The organism is Isoptericola halotolerans, assembly GCF_045689585.1.
Taxonomy (GTDB): domain Bacteria; phylum Actinomycetota; class Actinomycetes; order Actinomycetales; family Cellulomonadaceae; genus Isoptericola; species Isoptericola halotolerans_B.
In genome coordinates, this window is sequence record NZ_CP140108.1 from 80,704 (window position 1) to 97,455 (window position 16,752).

Below are 16,752 nucleotides of genomic sequence, written 5' to 3' on the forward strand. Positions count from 1 at the left end.
CCCACCTCAGCCCCCACCGCACCCGCGGACCTGAGCATCGGCGCGTGCCGTCGGTCTCGGCCCACCTCCGCTGAGCCTCCGTCGTCGCGCGTCCCGCCCCCGAGGACCCGAGGACCCCCCCCCAGGATGACGACGCAGACCACCCCCGCCCCGCAGAACCCCGCCGACGCCCCGGCACCCCCCGCCCGGGCCCCGCGCCCGAACGGCCAGTGGAAGATCGACGGCACCACCCCGCTTAACCACAACGAGGAGTTCAAGCAGGAGGCCGCGCCCCTCGGCGTGCGCGAGCGGATCGAGACGATCTACTCGCGCGAGGGCTTCGACTCCATCGCCGACGACGACCTGCACGGCCGTTTCCGCTGGTGGGGCCTGTACACCCAGCGCAAACCCGGCATCGACGGCGGGCGGACCGCCACGCTCGAGCCGCACGAGCTCGAGGACCGCTACTTCATGCTCCGGGTACGCACGGACGGCCAGGCCCTCGACCCGGCTGCGCTGCGCGTGCTCGGCGGCATCTCGGCCGACTACGGCCGCGGCAGCGCCGACATCACCGACCGGCAGAACATCCAGTACCACTGGATCGAGATCGAGAGCATGCCAGACATCTGGCGCCGCCTCGAGACGGTCGGCCTGGAGACCACGACGGCGTGCGGCGACTCGCCGCGCGCGTTCCTGGGCAGCCCGGTCGCCGGGGTCGCCGCGGACGAGATCATCGACCCGACCCCGGTGATCCTGGAGATCAAGAAGCGCTACATCGGCGACCCGGAGCTGGCGAACCTGCCGCGCAAGTTCAAGACCGCGATCACCGGGCACCCCAGCCTGGACGTCGTCCACGAGATCAACGACATCTCCCTCGTCGGCGTCCGGCACCCCGAGCTCGGCGCGGGCTACGACCTGTGGGTCGGCGGCGGGCTGTCCACCAACCCGCGCCTCGGCGAGCGCCTCGGGGTGTTCGTCACCGCCGAGCAGGCGCCCGACGTCTGGCACGGCGTCATCCGCATCTTCCGGGACTACGGCTACCGCCGGCTGCGGAACAAGGCGCGCCTGAAGTTCCTGCTCAAGGACTGGGGCCCCCAGAAGTTCCGTCAGGTCCTCGAGGACGAGTACCTCGGCCACGCGCTGCCCGACGGCCCGCCGCCCGCCCCGGCGACGCGGCCCGGCGACCACGTGGGTGTCCACGAGCAGAAGGACGGCCGGTTCTACGTCGGCGCGGCCCCGGTCGTCGGGCGCGTGGGCGGCGGGACCCTCACCGGGCTCGCGGACCTCATCGAGTCGGTGGGCGCCGAGTCCGCGCGGCTCACCGCGCACCAGAAGGTCGTGATCCTCGGCGTCCCCGCAGACCGCGTGGACGACCTGGTCGCCGGCCTGGAGCCGCTCGGTCTCACCGCCCGGCCCAGCCTGTTCCGCCGCTCCACCATCGCCTGCACCGGCATCGAGTACTGCAAGCTGGCGATCGTCGACACCAAGGACACCGCGGCGCGCGTGATCGGCGAGCTGGAGGAGCGCCTCGGCGACATCGAGGGCCGCCTCGGCAAGCCCATCGAGCTCAACGTCAACGGCTGCCCCAACTCCTGCGCCCGCATCCAGACCGCCGACGTCGGGCTCAAGGGCCAGATCATCACCGTCGACGGCGAGCAGGTGCCCGGTTTCCAGGTCCACCTGGGCGGCGGGCTCGTCGACCAGGGCCGCGAGGCCGGTGAGCTCGGCCGCACGGTGCGCGGGCTGAAGGTGCCGGCGACCGACGTGGCCGACTACGTGGAGCGCGTCGTGCGCCGCTACGAGTCCGACCGGGACGGCACGGAGACGTTCGCCCAGTGGGCGCACCGAGCCGACGAGGAGGCCCTCCGGTGACGGCCGTCTCCGTCAGCCTCGGCGTGGGCCCCAACGCGTCGAGTGCTCCCGCCTCCTCCCTGGCCGGTGCCGCGGCGGCGGCCAGGCGCCGCGCCGCCGAGCGGGAGCAGTCGCGTGCCCGGCACCGGGCACGCGTCGACGGACGCGAACGGCGGCGACGCTCGGACGCCGAGCTGTCGCAGATCGCCGCTCGCGGGCGGCGCGAGCTGGGCGGGTCCGGGATCGGCTCGGCGGACGAGGCCTCGGCGCACGAGGTCATCGCGTGGGCGGTGGAGCAGTTCGGCGACTCCCTCGCGGTCGCGTCCTCGATGACGGACTCGGTGCTGGCCGCCCTGGTCAGCGAGCAGCTCCCGTGGGTCGACGTGCTGTTCGGCGAGACCGGCTACCACTTCGCCGAGACGCTGGGCACCCGGGACGCCGTCGCGCACTCGCTCGACGTCACCGTCGTCGACGTGCGGCCCCGGCTGAGCGTCGCGCAGCAGGACGAGGCATACGGGCCGGACCTGTTCGCCCGGGACCCCGAGGCCTGCTGCCGCATGCGCAAGGTCGAGCCCATGCGAGACCTGCTCGCCGGCTACGAGGCCTGGGCCACCGGCGTCCGCCGGGCGGACTCCGGCTCCCGCGCCTCCGCCGAGCTCGTCTCCTGGGACGCGTCGAACAACCTGGTGAAGATCAACCCCGTCGCCGCCTGGTCCGACGACGAGCTCGTCGGCTACGCGCTCGCCCACGGGCTGACCGTCAACCCGTTGCTCAACGACGGCTACCCGTCGATCGGGTGCGAGCCCTGCACCCGCCGCGTCGCGCCGGGCGAGGACGCGCGCGCCGGACGGTGGTCCGGCGTCGACAAGTCCGAGTGCGGCCTGCACATCTGAGCCTGCGAGGATCAGCATCGTGGACGATCTCTACCCCCTGGGCCTGCGCGTGCGCGGCCGGCTCGTCGTCGTCGTCGGCGGCGGGCCGGTCGCCGCGCGTCGGGTGCGTGGCCTGCTCGCCGCCGGGGCGACGCTCCGCGCCGTGGCTCCGGCGCTGAGCGACGACCTCGCCGCGCTGGTGGCGGCCGGCGTCGTCGAGCACCGTGCGCGTCGGTACAAGCCCGGCGACCTCGACGGCGCCTGGCTCGTGCACACGGCGACCGGCGACCCGGCCGTGGACTCCGCCGTGGCCGACGACGCGGAGGTCTCCCGCACCTTCTGCGTCGTGGCCTCGGACGCCGACCGGGCCTCGGCCTGGGTCCCCGCCGTCACCCGGTCGGACGACGTCACCGTCGCGGTCCACGCGGGCCGCGACCCGCGTCGCGCCGTACGGCTCCGCGACGGCGTCGCCGCGGCCCTGGAGGCCGGCGAGCTGCCGCTGCGCCGGGTGCGCCCGCCGGCCGAGGCCGACGGGGCGGGTCGCGTCGCCCTGGTGGGCGGGGGGCCCGGCGCACCGGGCCTGGTCACCGGCCGCGGTCGGCGGCTCCTGGCGAGCGCCGACGTCGTCGTCGTGGACCGCCTCGGGCCCCGATCGTTGCTCGACACCCTCGCCGACGACGTCGAGGTGATCGACGTCGGCAAGACCGCCGGCAACCACCCTGTCCCGCAGGAGCGCATCAACGAGCTGCTCGTGGAGCACGCGCGGGCCGGACGCGACGTCGTGCGGCTCAAGGGCGGCGACCCGTACGTGTTCGGTCGCGGCGGTGAGGAGATGGCGGCCTGCCGGGCCGCCGGGATCGACGTGGAGGTGGTCCCGGGCGTGACGTCGGCCGTCTCGGTGCCCGCCGCCGTCGGCATCCCCGTGACGCACCGCGGCGTCGCCGGCGGGTTCAGCGTGCTGACCGCCCACGAGGCGGTCGGCGACGTCCCGGGCGGCACCGATCACACGCTCGTGCTGCTCATGGGTGTCACGCGGCTCGCGCGCACGGCCGAGGCCCTCGTCGCGGCCGGGCGTCCGGCCGACACCCCGGTGGCCGTGGTGGAGGACGGGTACGGTCCGCGCCAGCGCGCGACCCTCGGCACGCTCGCGGACATCGCCGAGCGTGCCGCGGCCGCCGGTGTGCGCCCACCGGCCGTGACCGTCGTGGGAGACGTCGTGCGGCTCGCGCCCGACTGGAGACCTCACGTCGCCCCGGACCGGGTTGTGAGCGCGCCGTGACACCCGGTCACGCGGTCGTCACCCCGGCGTTCGATCCGGCACGTAGCGTGGCGGGCATGACCGCACCGACCCTCCTCGCGATCTCGCACGGCACCTCGTCACCCGTCGGGGCCGGGGCTGTCGCCACGCTCGTCGACGCCGTCGCGGCCCGGCTCGCGGACGAGGTGCCCGTGCACGCCGGGTTCGTCGACGTGCAGCAGCCCGACGTGGCGACGTGCCTGGACGGGCTCCGCGAGACCCGCTCGGTGATCGTGCCGCTGCTGCTCTCGGCAGGCTTCCACGTGCACGTCGACCTGCGCGACGAGATCGACGGCGCCGTCGCCGCGGGCATCGACGTGCGGCTCGCCGGTGCCCTCGGCCCGGACACGCGCCTCGTCGACCTGCTGGGACGTCGCCTGACCGAGGCCGGACTGGCCGCCGGTGACGTCGTCGTGCTCGCCGCGGCCGGGTCGTCCGACCCCCGCGCCGTGGCCGACTGCGAACGCACCGGCACGCTGCTCGCCGAGCGCACCGGGCACCCGGTGCGCGTCGGCTACATCGCCAACGCCACCCCACGGGTGCCCGACGTGGTCACCTCGGTGCGGGCGGAGCACCCCGGCGCCCGAGTCGTGACCGCGAGCTACCTCATCGCCCCCGGCTACTTCCAGACGCTGGCCGAGAAGGCCGGCGGCGACGTGACCGCCGGTCCCCTGCTGCTGCCGGACGCCGACGCCCCGGACGAGCTGGTCGACGTGGTGATCGAGCGCTATCGCGCAGGGGTCATGGCGGGGTCAGCAGCATACTGAGGAACAACGACGCCGGGGGCAGCGCCCCCGTGACCAGCGGTACCCACCAGATGCGCAGCCGGCGTCGGATCCGGACGATCATCCAGGCCAGCGTGGCGAGCAGCACGACCCAGGGCAGGATCGCGAAGAGCCCCATGAGCGCCTCGATCTCCGTCGCCTCGCACGCCTCGCTCGGGGTGTCGAGCAGCCGAGGCCGACGAGCGCCCACCACATGTACCCCACCACCGTGAGCATCACGGCGAGAGCGACCTGCCCGACCAACAGCATCCACCCGGCGACCCGATCACCCGTCGGAGGTCGGTCGACCTCCTCGACACCGGTCCCGACGTTCCGGTCCACCAGGGCGAGGGCGTCCGCGGGCAGCTGATCGCGGGTCACGGCAGGTCCTCGCGTCGTCGCAGCCAGACATGCTACACGAGCGCCCACCCGGCCCGCGCTCAGAGCAGCCGGCGTGCCGCCGCCCAGCGCGTGAGCTCGTTACGGTTGGACAGCTGCAGCTTGCGCAGCACCGCGGACACGTGGGTCTCGACGGTCTTGACCGAGATGAACAGGTCGCCCGCGACCTCCCGGTAGGTGTACCCGCGGGCGATGAGCCGCATGACCTCCTGCTCCCGCTTGGAGAGCCGGTCGAGCTCGTCGTCGGCGACCGCGACGTCGCCGGCGGCCGTGCCGAACGCGTCCAGCACGAAGCCCGCCAGCCGGGGCGAGAAGACCGCGTCGCCGCCCGCCACCCGGACCACGGCGCCCGAGAGGTCCGCGGCCGAGATGTTCTTCGTGACGTAGCCCCGCGCCCCCGCGCGGATGACCGAGACGACGTCCTCGGCGGCGTCGGAGACCGACAGCGCGAGGAACCGCGTCCCGCCCAGCAGGTCGGCGCACCGGCGCACCACCTCGGCACCTCCCCCGCCGTTGCCGCCGGGCAGGTGGACGTCGAGCAGGACGACGGGCGGCTTCTCGGCGTGGACGATGGCGACCGCCTCGTCGACGTCGGCCGCCTCCCCGACGACGCGGACCCGCCCGTCGAGGCTCGCCCGCACGCCGGTGCGGAACATGTGGTGGTCGTCCACGAGGACGACGGGGACGGGTGACTCGCTCACGGATGGGCTCCTTCGTCGCGGGTGGGCGGCGGGTCGGCGAGAGCGGCCGGCCCAGACGGCCCGGCCGGCTCCGGTGGCTCAGGTCGCTCGGCCGGCTCCGGCTGCTCCGGCGGCTCGGCAGGCTCGCCCGGCTCGGGCGGGCTCGACGGCGAGGCAGCGCCGTTCTCCTGGCCGGCGTCGCGTGGCACGGAGAGCCGCACCTCGGTCCCCCAGCCGGGCCGGCTGACCACCTCGGCGGTACCGCCACGCCGTCGGACCCGGCCGAGGATGGACTCGCGCACCCCGAACCGGTCCGAGGCGATGTCGTCCAGGTCGAAGCCGTCGCCCCGGTCACGGACGAAGACCTCGGCGGCGCCGTCCCTGACCTCCAGGTAGACGGTCACGGGCGGCGCACCGTGCACGACGGCGTTGACCAGCGCCTCGCGGGTGGCCTGCAGCAGGGCGGTGGTCGTCGACGTGGGCGGGCAGTCCCCGACGGCGACGAGCTCGATCTCGGCCGACCGGCCGTCCTCCACCTCGCCGACCAGGTCGCGCAGCTCGGTGGACAACGACGTCCCGGGCTCCTGCCGGTCGTCGTAGAGCCACTCCCGCAGCTCACGCTCCTGGGCGCGAGCCATGCGGGCGACCTCGTCGGCGTCGTCGGCTCGAGCCCGGATCAGTGCCAGCGTCTGCAGCACCGAGTCGTGCAGGTGGGCGGCGATGTCCGCCCGCTCGGCCTCGCGCTCGCGGGCCGCACGCTCGTCGCCCAGCTCACGCACGAGCCGCAACCACCAGGGTGCCAGCACCAGCGCGACACCCACCAGCACGGCGAGCGACGCCAGCGTGACGGTCAACAGCTCGGTGGCCGGCGTGCCCCGCACGAACAGCAGCAGCACGCCCGCCGTGACGAGCACCAGCCCGCCGGTCAGCCGCAGCAGGGTGCTGGAGCGCGACGGCGCCGCACCGGTCTCCCGGGACCGCTGCACCGCGTCGAGCTGGCTCCAGGCCAGGCCGGCGCCGCCCGCGACGACGAGCAGCGGCAGCCACATGGTGGGCAGGTCCCACCCGGAGCGCAGCGCGACCAGGAGCGCGGCGACCACCAGCAGCGTGACGCCGATCCCGACGTCGCGCCGCGACAGCCCGGCGACCGGTCCGCTGCGACGGAGCCTCGGGGCGAGGCGGGCCAGCGTCGCGGGGCGGGTCTCCTGCGCGGCATCGTGCGGATCCCCCGCGGGCACGGTGAGCCACCAGAAGACGTAGAGCGCCAGGCCGATGCCACCGATCAGGGCGAGCACGACCATCACCAGGCGGACGAGCCGCACCGACGCACCGAGGTGCACCGCGACGCCCGCGCACACGCCGCCGAGCCACCGCCCCTGCCGGGGGCGGCGCAGCGGCAGGCGCGCGGGGGCCTCGATCGTCGTCACCCCCTGATCGTGGCACGTCAGGGGGCCCGCCGGCGCGGAACCCGGGGTTCCTGGTGCGGGGATCAGGGTCGGTTCAGGGGATCAACCGATGGTTCGTCGACCCGGCAGGGATCAGCATGGAGTCATGACCACGAACGACACCCCTGCGCCGGACACCCCCGGTGGTGCCGCCGGAGCCGGTGGCACCGACGGTGGCTCCGCGCCGCCTCCCCCTCCTCGTCGCCCGGCCGGCGAGGGCTTCTTCGACTCGGTGCGCCGCATCGGCATCACCCGGTCCGACGACCGGTGGGTCGGTGGCGTCGCCGCCGGGCTCGCCGACCGGTTCCGCGTCGACCCGCTCCTCGTGCGCGGGCTGCTGATCCTCAGCTTCTTCGTCGCCGGTGCAGGTCTCGTGCTGTACGGCATCGCCTGGGCGCTCCTGCCCGAGCGGTCCGACGGTCGGATCCACCTGCAGGAGGCGATCCGGGGCACCTTCGACGTCGCCATGCTCGGTGCCGGCCTCGCCGTGCTGCTGGGCCTGATCTGGGGCGGCGGGTTCTGGCCGTGGTGGATCGGGCCGGCCGAGTGGGTCGCCGCCCTGCTGTGGGTCGCGTTCTGGGTCGCCGTCGTGTGGCTGATCGTCAAGCTCGTCCGTTCCCGCCGGCACCCCGAGGGCACGACGGCGGCACCGCCGTACGGCACGCCGTACGCCCCGGGAGGGGGCCCGACGCCCGGGACGTACCCGCAGCACACCGCGTCCGACCCGACGTACCCGACCCCCTACCGCAGCGAGGCCCCCGTGCACCCGTCCGAGCCGCGACCCGACTCGTCGTTCACCCCGGCGCCGCCCGCCCCGTACGTGGCCTCGGCGGCCCCCGCCGGTTCCGGACCCACGGACTACGCCACCACCAGCACGGCGCCCGTCGGCCCGGCGCCTGCCGGTGCCGTACCTGCACCGCCCGCGCCCCCGGCCGGCGGCGGGTACGGCCCTCCGCCGGGACCGCCCGTCCCGCCGACGCCGGCACCTCGCCGCAGGGTCGGAGGAAGCACCGTCGGCATCGTCGTCGGGCTCGCGCTGCTCGCCGGCGCCGCCCTGCTCGCCGCGGACATCGTCCTGGGCACCAGCGTGCCGGTCTGGCCCGCGTGGGTAGGTACCGCCGTCGTCGTGATCGGCGTCGGCATCGTCGTCGGCGGCCTGCGCGGCCTGCGCGGCGGCTGGCTCACCGCGTTCGCCTGGGGCGGTATCCTCACGGCAGCGGCGGTCTGGCCGTTCGCACCGGCCGACAGCCGGTGGCCCTGGGACGAGCCGCAGGTCACCACGATGTCCGGGACCGTCATCAGCGAGGGCACCGTCACGCCGCGGTCGATCGAGGCGGCCGAGGACGGGATCCGTGTCCAGTTCGGCGACGCCACGGTGGACCTCACCGAGCTCGACCTGTCCGACGTGACTCCCGGCGAACCGGTCCGGGTGCCCGTCGAGATGACCGCGGGGCGCACGGTCGTGGAGATCCCGGAGGACACCGCCGTGGAGATCTCCGCGGACGTCAACGCAGGCAACCTCGTCGTCGACATCGACGACGAGCGGTCGGTCGCGTCCGGCTTCACCGGCGGCCCGTCCATGTATCAGACCGACGAGGTCGCCGAGCTCGGCGGCGCCGTGCTCGAGCTCGACATCGACGCCCGTGCCGGCGAGATCGTCATCCAGGAGGAACGATGAACAACGACCACTCGGAGCGCCCTGACGCGCCGGAGACCGCCGGGCAGACCACGGCGGACAGCCCCGCCGTGCCGCCCACCCAGCAGCTCCCCTCGGGCGAGGTCCCCACCACGGCCGCCCTGCCGACCTCACCGGGCCCGCAGGCCGCGGGGTCCACGGGCCGGTCCACAGATCCGCTCGCCGTCTTCGACGAGCCCGTCCGGTCCGCCGGTTCCGCACCCGAGCCGACCACCGCGTCCCGGCCCGAGCCGTCTGCCTCCGGCACCGCCGCACCGGCCGCACCGTTGGTCCGGTCGGGCCCCCGCACCACGACGATCGTCTGGGGCCTGATCGTCGTCGCGATCGGGATCGGCCTGCTGGCGACCACCGCGGGCGCGACGATCGACCTCGAGCTCGCCGCGATCCTGCTGCTCGGTGTCGCCGGGCTCCTGCTGGTCGTCGGCTCCGTGGCGGGCTCGATGCGCCGTCGTCGGCGGGCCTCCGCCGGCTGACCAGCGCTGCACACGCTGCGCCCGGGACGACCGTGGCCCCCACCCTGCCGGTGGGGGCCACGGTCGCGCTCGGGGCCGTTCGGCCCGCGGGGCAGCCCGGCCCGTCAGGCCGGTGGCGTGTCGGACCGTCCAGGCGGCGGGTCGGCCGGCCGGGTCGACGGACGCGCCGGCGGGGTGGCGGCGTCGGGCGGGGGCGACGCGCTGTGCCGGGGCGCCGCGGACAGGTCGCCCTGCGACGTGGTCCCCGGCGTCTCCACGGCGACCGCCGGTCCCCCGGCGAGGCGCCGCAGCGCGGCACCGATCAGGATGAACATCAGCCCGAGCCCGATGACGAGGGCGCACACGCCGAACGCCACGACCGAGGTGAACAGCGACGCCCGCAGGAACGAGGCGTTCATGACGGTGTCCCGGGTCGGGTCGTCCTGGTCGAGCTCGGCGTAGGTCGCGCCGCCGGACGCCTCGAGCGCGTGCTTGTCGATCACCTCGGCCTGCGCGTACGCGGTGAACGGTCCGGCGACCTGCTGCCCGGCGAACATCTCGTTCGCGTCGTCCGAGACGATGATCTTCTCGTCGGAGAGGGTCATCGAGACCACGATCCAGACGGCGACGCCGGCCAGGACGAGGATGACGCCGGCGATGATGGACAGCATCCCGATCCCGCGAACTCCCCTGGCGGGCCGGACGGTGACGGTGCTCGACATGGCGGTGCCTTCCGACGGTGACGCTCGGCTGTGAGGACACCGCCAACGTAGCGCCGTCGGCACCGGACAGCACGGCGAAGGCTCAGGTCACCGCCGCCGTCGGCCCCGGGTCACTCCCACTCGATGGTCCCCGGCGGCTTGCTCGTCACGTCGAGGACCACCCGGTTGACCTCGGGCACCTCGTTGGTGATGCGGGTCGAGATCACCGACAGCACGTCGTACGGCATCCGGGTCCAGTCCGCCGTCATGGCGTCCTCGCTGGAGACGGGGCGAAGAACGATCGGGTGACCGTAGGTGCGCCCGTCGCCCTGCACGCCCACCGACCGCACGTCGGCGAGGAGCACGACCGGGCACTGCCAGATCTCGCCGTCGAGGCCGGCGCGGGTCAGCTCCTCGCGGGCGATCGCGTCCGCCCGGCGCAGGATCTCGAGGCGCTCCGCGGTGACCTCACCGATGATGCGGATGCCCAGGCCGGGTCCCGGGAAGGGCTGGCGGGCGACGATGGGCTCCGGGACGCCGAGCTCGCGACCCACCGCGCGCACCTCGTCCTTGAACAGCGTCCGCAACGGTTCGACGAGGTCGAACTGCAGGTCGTCGGGGAGCCCGCCCACGTTGTGGTGGCTCTTGATGTTGGCCGCGCCCTCGCCGCCGCCGGACTCCACGACATCGGGGTACAGGGTGCCCTGCACCAGGTACTCGACCTGCTCCCCGTGCTCACCGGCGTCGGCGACGATGTCGCGCGCCGCGTCCTCGAAGACGCGGATGAACTCGCGGCCGATGATCTTGCGCTTGGTCTCCGGGTCGCTGTGCCCCTCGAGGGCGTCGAGGAACCGCTTGCGCTCGTCGCGCACCACGAGGTTGACGCCGGTGGCGGCGACGAAGTCGCGCTCGACCTGCTCGACCTCTCCCTCGCGCAGGAGCCCGTGGTCGACGAACACGCACGTGAGCTGGTCCCCCACGGCGCGCTGCACGAGCGCCGCGGCGACGGAGGAGTCCACGCCGCCGGACAGCCCGCAGATCACCCGGGCGTCGCCCACCTGGGCGCGGATGGCCGCGACCTGGTCGGCGATGACGTTGTCCGGCGTCCAGTCGGGCCGCAGCCCGGCACCGGAGTACAGGAAGTGCTCCAGGACCTCCTGCCCGTGCGCGGAGTGCTTGACCTCCGGGTGCCACTGCACGCCGTAGAGGCGGCGTGCGGGGTCCTCGAACGCGGCGACCGGCGAGCCGGACGACGTCGCCAGGACGTCGAAGCCCTCGGGGGCGGCGTGCACCGAGTCGCCGTGGCTCATCCAGGTGGTCTGCGTCGGCGGGGTGTCCGCGAGGAGCACGCCGGCGGAGCAGACCTCGACCTCCGTGCCGCCGTACTCGCGGGTGCCCGTCTGGGCGACCTTCCCGCCGAGCGCCTGCGCCATCGCCTGGAAGCCGTAGCAGATGCCGAGGACGGGCACGCCCGCCTCGAACAGCGCGGCGTCGACGAACGGCGCACCGGTGGCGTACACCGACGACGGGCCGCCCGAGAGGATGATCGCCGCCGGGTTCTTGGCGAGCATCTGCTCCGGTGTCCACGTGTGGGGCACGATCTCGGAGTAGACCCTGGCCTCGCGCACGCGTCGCGCGATGAGCTGGGCGTACTGGGCGCCGAAGTCGACCACGAGGACGGGGCGCGGGGTGGGGGCAGGGGCGGTGGCGGGAGACGTCACGGGACCAGGATAGAGGTCCGGTGGAGGCCGGCGGGCGCCGGACCAGCACTCAGGACGTCGGGTAGGTCACCTCGACCCGGCGGTTCAGCGCCCGGCCGGCCGGGTTGTCCTCCCCACCCGTCGTGTTGTCCGCCACGGGGGCGGTCTCACCGTGCCCGCTGACCTCCAGGTCCAGGTCGTGGCGTGCGTCCCGGAGCACGTCGCCGACCGCCCGGGCACGCTCCTCGGACAGGGCCTGGTTGTCGGCCGCGGAACCCACCGCGTCCGTGTGCCCGTCCACCCGCACGGCGGCGTCCTGCGGGATCCGCTCGGCCAGCTCCGCGACCGCTTCGGCAGCCCGGTCGGTGAGGTCGGCCGACCCGAAGTCGAACAGGAGGTCCGAGGTCAACGTCACGACGGTGTCGTCCGCCTCCTCGACGGTGCGCTCGAGGGTCGTGGTGGCGTCCGCCGGGTCGAGGGCGAACGTCGGGTCGGCGGGATCGAGGGCGAACGTCGGGTCGGCGGGATCGAGGGCGAACGTCGCGTGCGCCGGCCCGGCGAGCGTCGTCGCGGACAGCACCACGACGCCTCCCACTCGCGCGACGGCCGACCAGGGCCTCATGCCGGATCGCCCGCGGAGGTCACGGTGGCACCGGTGAACACGGGCAGCCCCTGGCCGAGCGTGACGTCGAGCGTCCCGGGCTCGCCGTCCGGCGCCGGCAGCATGGCCCAGCCCTCGATCGTGGCGTGGTTGACGAACCCGTCGAACGGGTACTTGGGCGAGGCGGTGGCGCTGTACCCGCACTGCTGCTGAGAGATGGCGCCCTCCTGCCACGAACCCTTCGTGCAGAAGGGCCGGTACTGGACCAGCGCGGCGGTGTCCGTGACGGTGGGGATCCAGTCGACACCGAGGTCGCTGTGGCCGGCCGTCTCGTCGTCGGCCGCGCCGTCGTCGTCCCAGCGGAGCGTGTACCGCACGGTCGTGACGTCGTCCCGTACCTCGAGCGTCCGCAGCGTGACGGTGATCGTGCCGCCTGCTTCTCCCGGGGTGTCGATCGTCTGCTCGGCCATCACCACGTCGGGCCCGGCGCCTCGGCGGTGCCGGCGGCCGCGTCCGCGCTCCCGGAAGCGGCCGGCGCCGGTTCGTCCGCGGTCGAGGTGGCGTCGGCCGAGGGATCCTCGTCGCTGCTCCCGGTACATCCGGTCAGCAGGAGGGCCGCGGCCAGCGTGGCCACGAGGCGAGGACGGACGTTCATCGGTGACTCCAGCAGCGTCGGCGGGTGCAAACGGTGTGATGGTGCCACGTCTCCTGACCGGGAGGCAGGTCTCGGGGGCTATCCGGCGAGCCGCTCGCGCAGCTCGCGCGCCGCCCGCTCCGGGTCTGGCGCCTCGGTGATCGCGCGGACGACGACGATGCGCCGGGCGCCGGCGTCGAGCACCTCGTCCAACCGCTCGGCGTCGATCCCCCCGATGGCGAACCACGGCGTCGTCGGGATCGTGGCGGCGACCTCGTGCAGCAGGTCCAGCCCGACGGCGGAGCGGCCCGGCTTGGTGGGGGTCGCCCACAGCGGCCCGACGCAGAAGTAGTCGACGTCCTCGTCGGCCTCCGCCGCGGCCGCCTGCGCGGCCGAGTGCGTGGACCGGCCCAGCACGGGTCCCGGGCCGAGCAACGAGCGGACCGCGGGCACCGGCAGGTCACCCTGCCCCATGTGCACCACCGGCGCCCCGGTGAGCGACGCGACGTCCGCCCGGTCGTTCACCGCCCACAGGGCTCCGTGCTCGGCCGCGACGCGGGCGACGAGCGACTGCAGGTCCAGCTCCCGCGCCACGTCGATCGTCTTGTCCCGGAGCTGGACGACGTCGACGCCGCCGGCGAGCGCCGCGTGCAGGAACCGTTCCAGGTCGCCGCGGTCCTCGCGGGCGTCGGTGCACAGGTACAGGCGGGCGTCGGCGAGCCGGCCACGGACGGTGTCAGCAGGAGTCACGGGCCGAGGCTATCGACGCAACACGGGGACTTCAGAGCGAAGAGCGTGTGCCGAGCTTCCCGTCGTGCTGTCGACATCCGCGTCAGCTTGCCCAACTCGTTCGAGCGGTGAACCCGCAACCGTCCCACCGGCGACACCATCGGACCACCGTTGATTCGATCGATAAGGTTTCCGCGAAGCGCATCAACGGCTACCGTTTGATTCGATCATTTAGGTCCTCACTAGGTATATCAACAAGGAGGTCGCCGGTGCCCCGTGGACGACCGACCCGCGCCAGCGTGTACGCGCGCCTCGAATCCTCGCTGGACGAGCTGCGCACTCGGCTCGGGGGTCTACCCACCCCCGAAGAGGCCGAGTTCGTGTGGCGCGACATCTGGCACCTCGAAGCGCACCACTCGACCGCGTTGGAAGGCAACACCCTGGTGATCAGGGAGGTCGAGATGCTCCTCGATCAGGGACGCGCCGTCGGGGCGAAGCCCCTCAAGGAGTACATGGAGGTCAAGGGCTACGGCGATGCCGCCAGCTGGGTCTACGCGCAGGCGCATCACGACGGTGACTGGCAGACCGACACGCTCGTCACACTGGCGGAGGTCCGGCAGATCCACACCACGCTGATGACCCCCGTGTGGAACGTCGCCCCGCACCCCGACGCCAGCGATCGGGAGACGCCCGGCAGCTTTCGCGAACACGACATCCGTCCGTTCGGCGGCGGCATGACACCCCCGAGCTGGCCCCTGGTACCGCCGAGGATGCAGGACTGGCTCGATGCCGCCCACGGGGCGGGGCGAACGCTCGGCAGCTCCGATGCACCGATCCCCGAGACGCTAGCGCGGCTGCACAACGAGTTCGAGCGGGTACATCCCTTCATCGATGGGAACGGACGCGCCGGCCGCCTCGTACTCAATCTGATCCTCGTCCGCCTCGGATACCCACCGGTGGTGGTTCTGAAACAGCAGCGACCGGCATACCTGGCAGCGATGCAGCGAGCTGACGAGGGCGACTACGGGTCGCTGGGTGAGCTCCTGGCGCGAGCCATGCTCGACAACCTCAACCGCTTCATCCTGCCCAACGTCGCTGGGCCGGCCAAGCTGGTACCGCTGGCCGCGCTGGTCGACGACCGCTTCTCGATCACGGCCCTTCGGCAGGCAGCGCAGCGCGGGCGGCTGGAGGCGTTCCAAGCGCCCGACGGCACGTGGCGCAGCACGCGCAAGGCGGTCGACGAGTATGCACGCACCAAGGGACGGCGCCGCAAGGAGGGCGCGTGAGCAAGCAGACCGCCGTACCGGACGACGTCGCGTCATGAGCCCGTTGCCGTTCCCGTAGGGTGGACGCAGCACGGGAGCCCCGGTCGGGGCTGAGAGGGCGCAGCGGCGCCGACCGTCCCACCTGATCTGGATCATGCCAGCGAAGGGAGCACCGCGTTGGACCGACGTCTGCCCGCAACGCCCGCCGGCACGCGCGACCTCGTCGTGGTCGGCGCCGGCATCATCGGCCTCGCCGTGGCGTGGCGCGCGCTCGAGGCGGGCCTCAGCGTGACCGTCCTGGACCCCGATCCCGGCGACGGCTCCACCCGCGCCGCCGCCGGGATGATCGCGCCCGCCACCGAGGCCGAGTTCACCGAGGACACGGCGCTGCACCTGCACCTGACCGGCGCCTCCCGCTGGCTGTCGTTCGCCGCCGACCTGGAAGCCGCGTCCGGCCTCGGGGTGGGGTTGCGGGAGTCCGGCACGCTGACCCTCGCCTACGACGGCACCGACGCCGCGCTGCTGCGCCGGATCCTGGCGCTGCACACCCGCCACGCCGTCACCTCGGAGCGGCTGGCGATCTCCGAGGCCCGCCGGCGCGAGCCCTTGCTGGGCCAGCGCCTCACCGAGGCCGCCTGGGTTCCCGGCGACCACGCCGTCGACCCGCGGGCCACCCACACCGCGCTGTGGCGGGCGGTCGACGCCCATCCGCACGGCGCCGTCGTCCCCCGGGCCGTCGTCCGGCTCGACGTGGACGCCGGCCGGGTCGTCGGCGCGGTGGACGAGACCCGGCACCTGCACCGCGCCGGCGCGACCGTCGTCGCGGCGGGATGGGCGTCCGCGTCGCTGCTCGCCGACCTTCCCGGTGTCGCGGTCCCGGTCCGCCCGGTCAAGGGGCAGACCCTGCGGCTGCAGGCCGACCCGGAGCTCGCGCCCCGGCACGTGGTCCGCGGCCTCGTCCAGGGCCGGCCCGTCTACGTGGTCTCCCGCGCCCCGGCCACCGAGGGCCCCTGGAAGGGGCACTGCGAGCTCGTCATCGGGGCGACCACGGAGGAGAACCCGGACGACCGCCGTGCCACGGCGGGCGGCGTGTTCGCCCTGCTGCGCGACGCCCGGGTGCTGCTGCCCGCGATCGACGAGGCGACGCTCGTCGAGGCGACACCCCGCGCCCGGCCGTCCACCCCCGACAACGTGCCGCTCCTCGGCCCGACGCACGTGCCCGGGCTCCACCTCGCCACCGGGCACCACCGCAACGGCATCCTGCTGGCACCCCTGACCGCCGACGTCGTCGTCGCGGGGCTGACGGGCTCGTGGTTCGACGTCGACGTCCCGAGCGCCGACCCGGCGGCCATGCTCGCGGCCCTGCGCGCGACCGACCCGCGCCGCTTCTCCCCCACCGACCCCACGACCGAAGGAGCACCGTGACGAGCCACGACCAGCGCACCGGCAACCCGGCGACCGCCCGGGTCAACGGCGCGGACCACGACCTCGGCCCGACCGGCGCCGTCCCCGTCACCGAGCTGGTGGCGGAGCTCATGCCCGGCCACGTCGCCGACGGCGCTCCCCGCGGCCTCGCCGTCGCGATCGACGACGTCGTCGTCCCCCGCGGCACCTGGGAGTCCACCGTGGTCCGGGCCGGGGACCGCGTCGAGATCGTCACCGCCGTCCAGGGCGGCTGAGGAGGAAC

The 16,752-nt window shown here is 74.2% G+C and carries 18 protein-coding genes and 1 riboswitch; of the genes, 9 read left to right on the forward strand and 9 right to left on the reverse strand.

The features are described 5' to 3' along the window. The first annotated feature begins 126 nt into the window (after positions 1–126). The 4 genes from UQW22_RS00345 to UQW22_RS00360 are packed head-to-tail and all read left to right on the forward strand — an operon-like array spanning position 127 to position 4,766. On the forward strand, positions 127–1,851 hold the full coding sequence (locus UQW22_RS00345) for a nitrite/sulfite reductase (RefSeq protein ID WP_407318870.1): 1,725 nt from the start codon (positions 127–129) through the stop codon (positions 1,849–1,851). Next, a complete protein-coding gene (locus UQW22_RS00350) occupies positions 1,848–2,723 on the forward strand; it encodes a phosphoadenylyl-sulfate reductase (RefSeq protein WP_407318872.1) in 876 nt (291 codons plus the stop codon). The genes UQW22_RS00345 and UQW22_RS00350 overlap by 4 nt, the downstream gene beginning before the upstream one ends. Positions 2,724–2,739: 16 nt before the next feature. Then, on the forward strand, positions 2,740–3,981 hold the full coding sequence (gene cobA, locus UQW22_RS00355) for a uroporphyrinogen-III C-methyltransferase (protein ID WP_407320863.1): 1,242 nt from the start codon (positions 2,740–2,742) through the stop codon (positions 3,979–3,981). A 56-nt stretch (positions 3,982–4,037) separates the two neighbouring features. Further along, positions 4,038–4,766 (forward strand): sirohydrochlorin chelatase, encoded by a 729-nt coding sequence (locus tag UQW22_RS00360; RefSeq protein ID WP_407318874.1) that lies wholly within the window; start codon positions 4,038–4,040, stop codon positions 4,764–4,766. Here UQW22_RS00360 and UQW22_RS00365 read toward each other — a convergent pair. The 3 genes from UQW22_RS00365 to UQW22_RS00375 all read right to left on the reverse strand — a co-directional run bounded on the left by UQW22_RS00365 (position 4,741) and on the right by UQW22_RS00375 (position 7,269). Further along, a complete protein-coding gene (locus UQW22_RS00365; RefSeq protein ID WP_407318876.1) occupies positions 4,741–4,974 on the reverse strand; it encodes a hypothetical protein in 234 nt (77 codons plus the stop codon). The two genes, UQW22_RS00360 and UQW22_RS00365, sit on opposite strands and share 26 nt — an antisense overlap. Before the next feature lie 229 nt (positions 4,975–5,203). Beyond that, positions 5,204–5,863 (reverse strand): LuxR C-terminal-related transcriptional regulator, encoded by a 660-nt coding sequence (locus tag UQW22_RS00370; RefSeq protein WP_407318878.1) that lies wholly within the window; start codon positions 5,861–5,863, stop codon positions 5,204–5,206. Next, entirely contained in the window at positions 5,860–7,269 is a 1,410-nt protein-coding gene (locus tag UQW22_RS00375; protein ID WP_407318879.1) for a PspC domain-containing protein, read from the reverse strand. Before UQW22_RS00375 ends, UQW22_RS00370 begins: the two co-directional genes overlap by 4 nt. A gap of 124 nt (positions 7,270–7,393) precedes the next feature. Between UQW22_RS00375 and UQW22_RS00380 the strand changes: the two genes are divergently transcribed. Together UQW22_RS00380 and UQW22_RS00385 are read left to right on the forward strand one after the other, a co-directional pair. Next, positions 7,394–8,965 carry a PspC domain-containing protein gene (locus UQW22_RS00380; RefSeq protein ID WP_407318881.1) on the forward strand — a complete coding sequence of 524 codons (1,572 nt, stop codon included), beginning with the start codon at positions 7,394–7,396 and terminating at the stop codon, positions 8,963–8,965. After that, complete coding sequence (locus tag UQW22_RS00385) at positions 8,962–9,456, forward strand: hypothetical protein (RefSeq protein WP_407318882.1); 495 nt, start codon at positions 8,962–8,964, stop codon at positions 9,454–9,456. Before UQW22_RS00380 ends, UQW22_RS00385 begins: the two co-directional genes overlap by 4 nt. Positions 9,457–9,560: 104 nt before the next feature. On the opposite strand, the gene UQW22_RS00390 is transcribed toward UQW22_RS00385, so the two are convergent. The 6 genes from UQW22_RS00390 to thiE all read right to left on the reverse strand — a co-directional run bounded on the left by UQW22_RS00390 (position 9,561) and on the right by thiE (position 13,821). After that, a complete protein-coding gene (locus UQW22_RS00390) occupies positions 9,561–10,157 on the reverse strand; it encodes an aromatic ring-opening dioxygenase LigA (protein ID WP_407318883.1) in 597 nt (198 codons plus the stop codon). A gap of 110 nt (positions 10,158–10,267) precedes the next feature. Then, entirely contained in the window at positions 10,268–11,857 is a 1,590-nt protein-coding gene (gene guaA, locus UQW22_RS00395; protein WP_407318884.1) for a glutamine-hydrolyzing GMP synthase, read from the reverse strand. A gap of 49 nt (positions 11,858–11,906) precedes the next feature. Then, positions 11,907–12,458, reverse strand: a complete 552-nt coding sequence (locus UQW22_RS00400; RefSeq protein WP_407318885.1) for an OmpA family protein — start codon at positions 12,456–12,458, stop codon at positions 11,907–11,909. Beyond that, positions 12,455–12,907 carry a hypothetical protein gene (locus UQW22_RS00405; RefSeq protein WP_407318886.1) on the reverse strand — a complete coding sequence of 151 codons (453 nt, stop codon included), beginning with the start codon at positions 12,905–12,907 and terminating at the stop codon, positions 12,455–12,457. The genes UQW22_RS00400 and UQW22_RS00405 overlap by 4 nt, the downstream gene beginning before the upstream one ends. Continuing rightward, a complete protein-coding gene (locus tag UQW22_RS00410) occupies positions 12,907–13,092 on the reverse strand; it encodes a hypothetical protein (RefSeq protein ID WP_407318887.1) in 186 nt (61 codons plus the stop codon). Before UQW22_RS00410 ends, UQW22_RS00405 begins: the two co-directional genes overlap by 1 nt. A 78-nt stretch (positions 13,093–13,170) precedes the next feature. Further along, positions 13,171–13,821 carry a thiamine phosphate synthase gene (thiE, locus tag UQW22_RS00415; RefSeq protein ID WP_407318888.1) on the reverse strand — a complete coding sequence of 217 codons (651 nt, stop codon included), beginning with the start codon at positions 13,819–13,821 and terminating at the stop codon, positions 13,171–13,173. Positions 13,822–14,069: 248 nt separating this feature from the next. Here thiE and UQW22_RS00420 point away from each other — a divergent pair, with 248 nt between their 5' ends. The 3 genes from UQW22_RS00420 to thiS all read left to right on the forward strand — a co-directional run bounded on the left by UQW22_RS00420 (position 14,070) and on the right by thiS (position 16,744). Next, the gene (locus UQW22_RS00420; RefSeq protein WP_407318889.1) at positions 14,070–15,086 is read left to right on the forward strand and encodes a Fic family protein; all 1,017 of its coding nucleotides are present in this window, start codon (positions 14,070–14,072) and stop codon (positions 15,084–15,086) included. A gap of 60 nt (positions 15,087–15,146) precedes the next feature. Further along, a riboswitch (TPP riboswitch) is annotated at positions 15,147–15,251 on the forward strand. Further along, positions 15,243–16,490, forward strand: a complete 1,248-nt coding sequence (thiO, locus tag UQW22_RS00425; protein ID WP_407318890.1) for a glycine oxidase ThiO — start codon at positions 15,243–15,245, stop codon at positions 16,488–16,490. It overlaps the preceding riboswitch by 9 nt. Further along, on the forward strand, positions 16,487–16,744 hold the full coding sequence (gene thiS / locus UQW22_RS00430) for a sulfur carrier protein ThiS (RefSeq protein WP_407318891.1): 258 nt from the start codon (positions 16,487–16,489) through the stop codon (positions 16,742–16,744). Before thiO ends, thiS begins: the two co-directional genes overlap by 4 nt. The last annotated feature ends 8 nt before the right edge of the window (positions 16,745–16,752 follow it).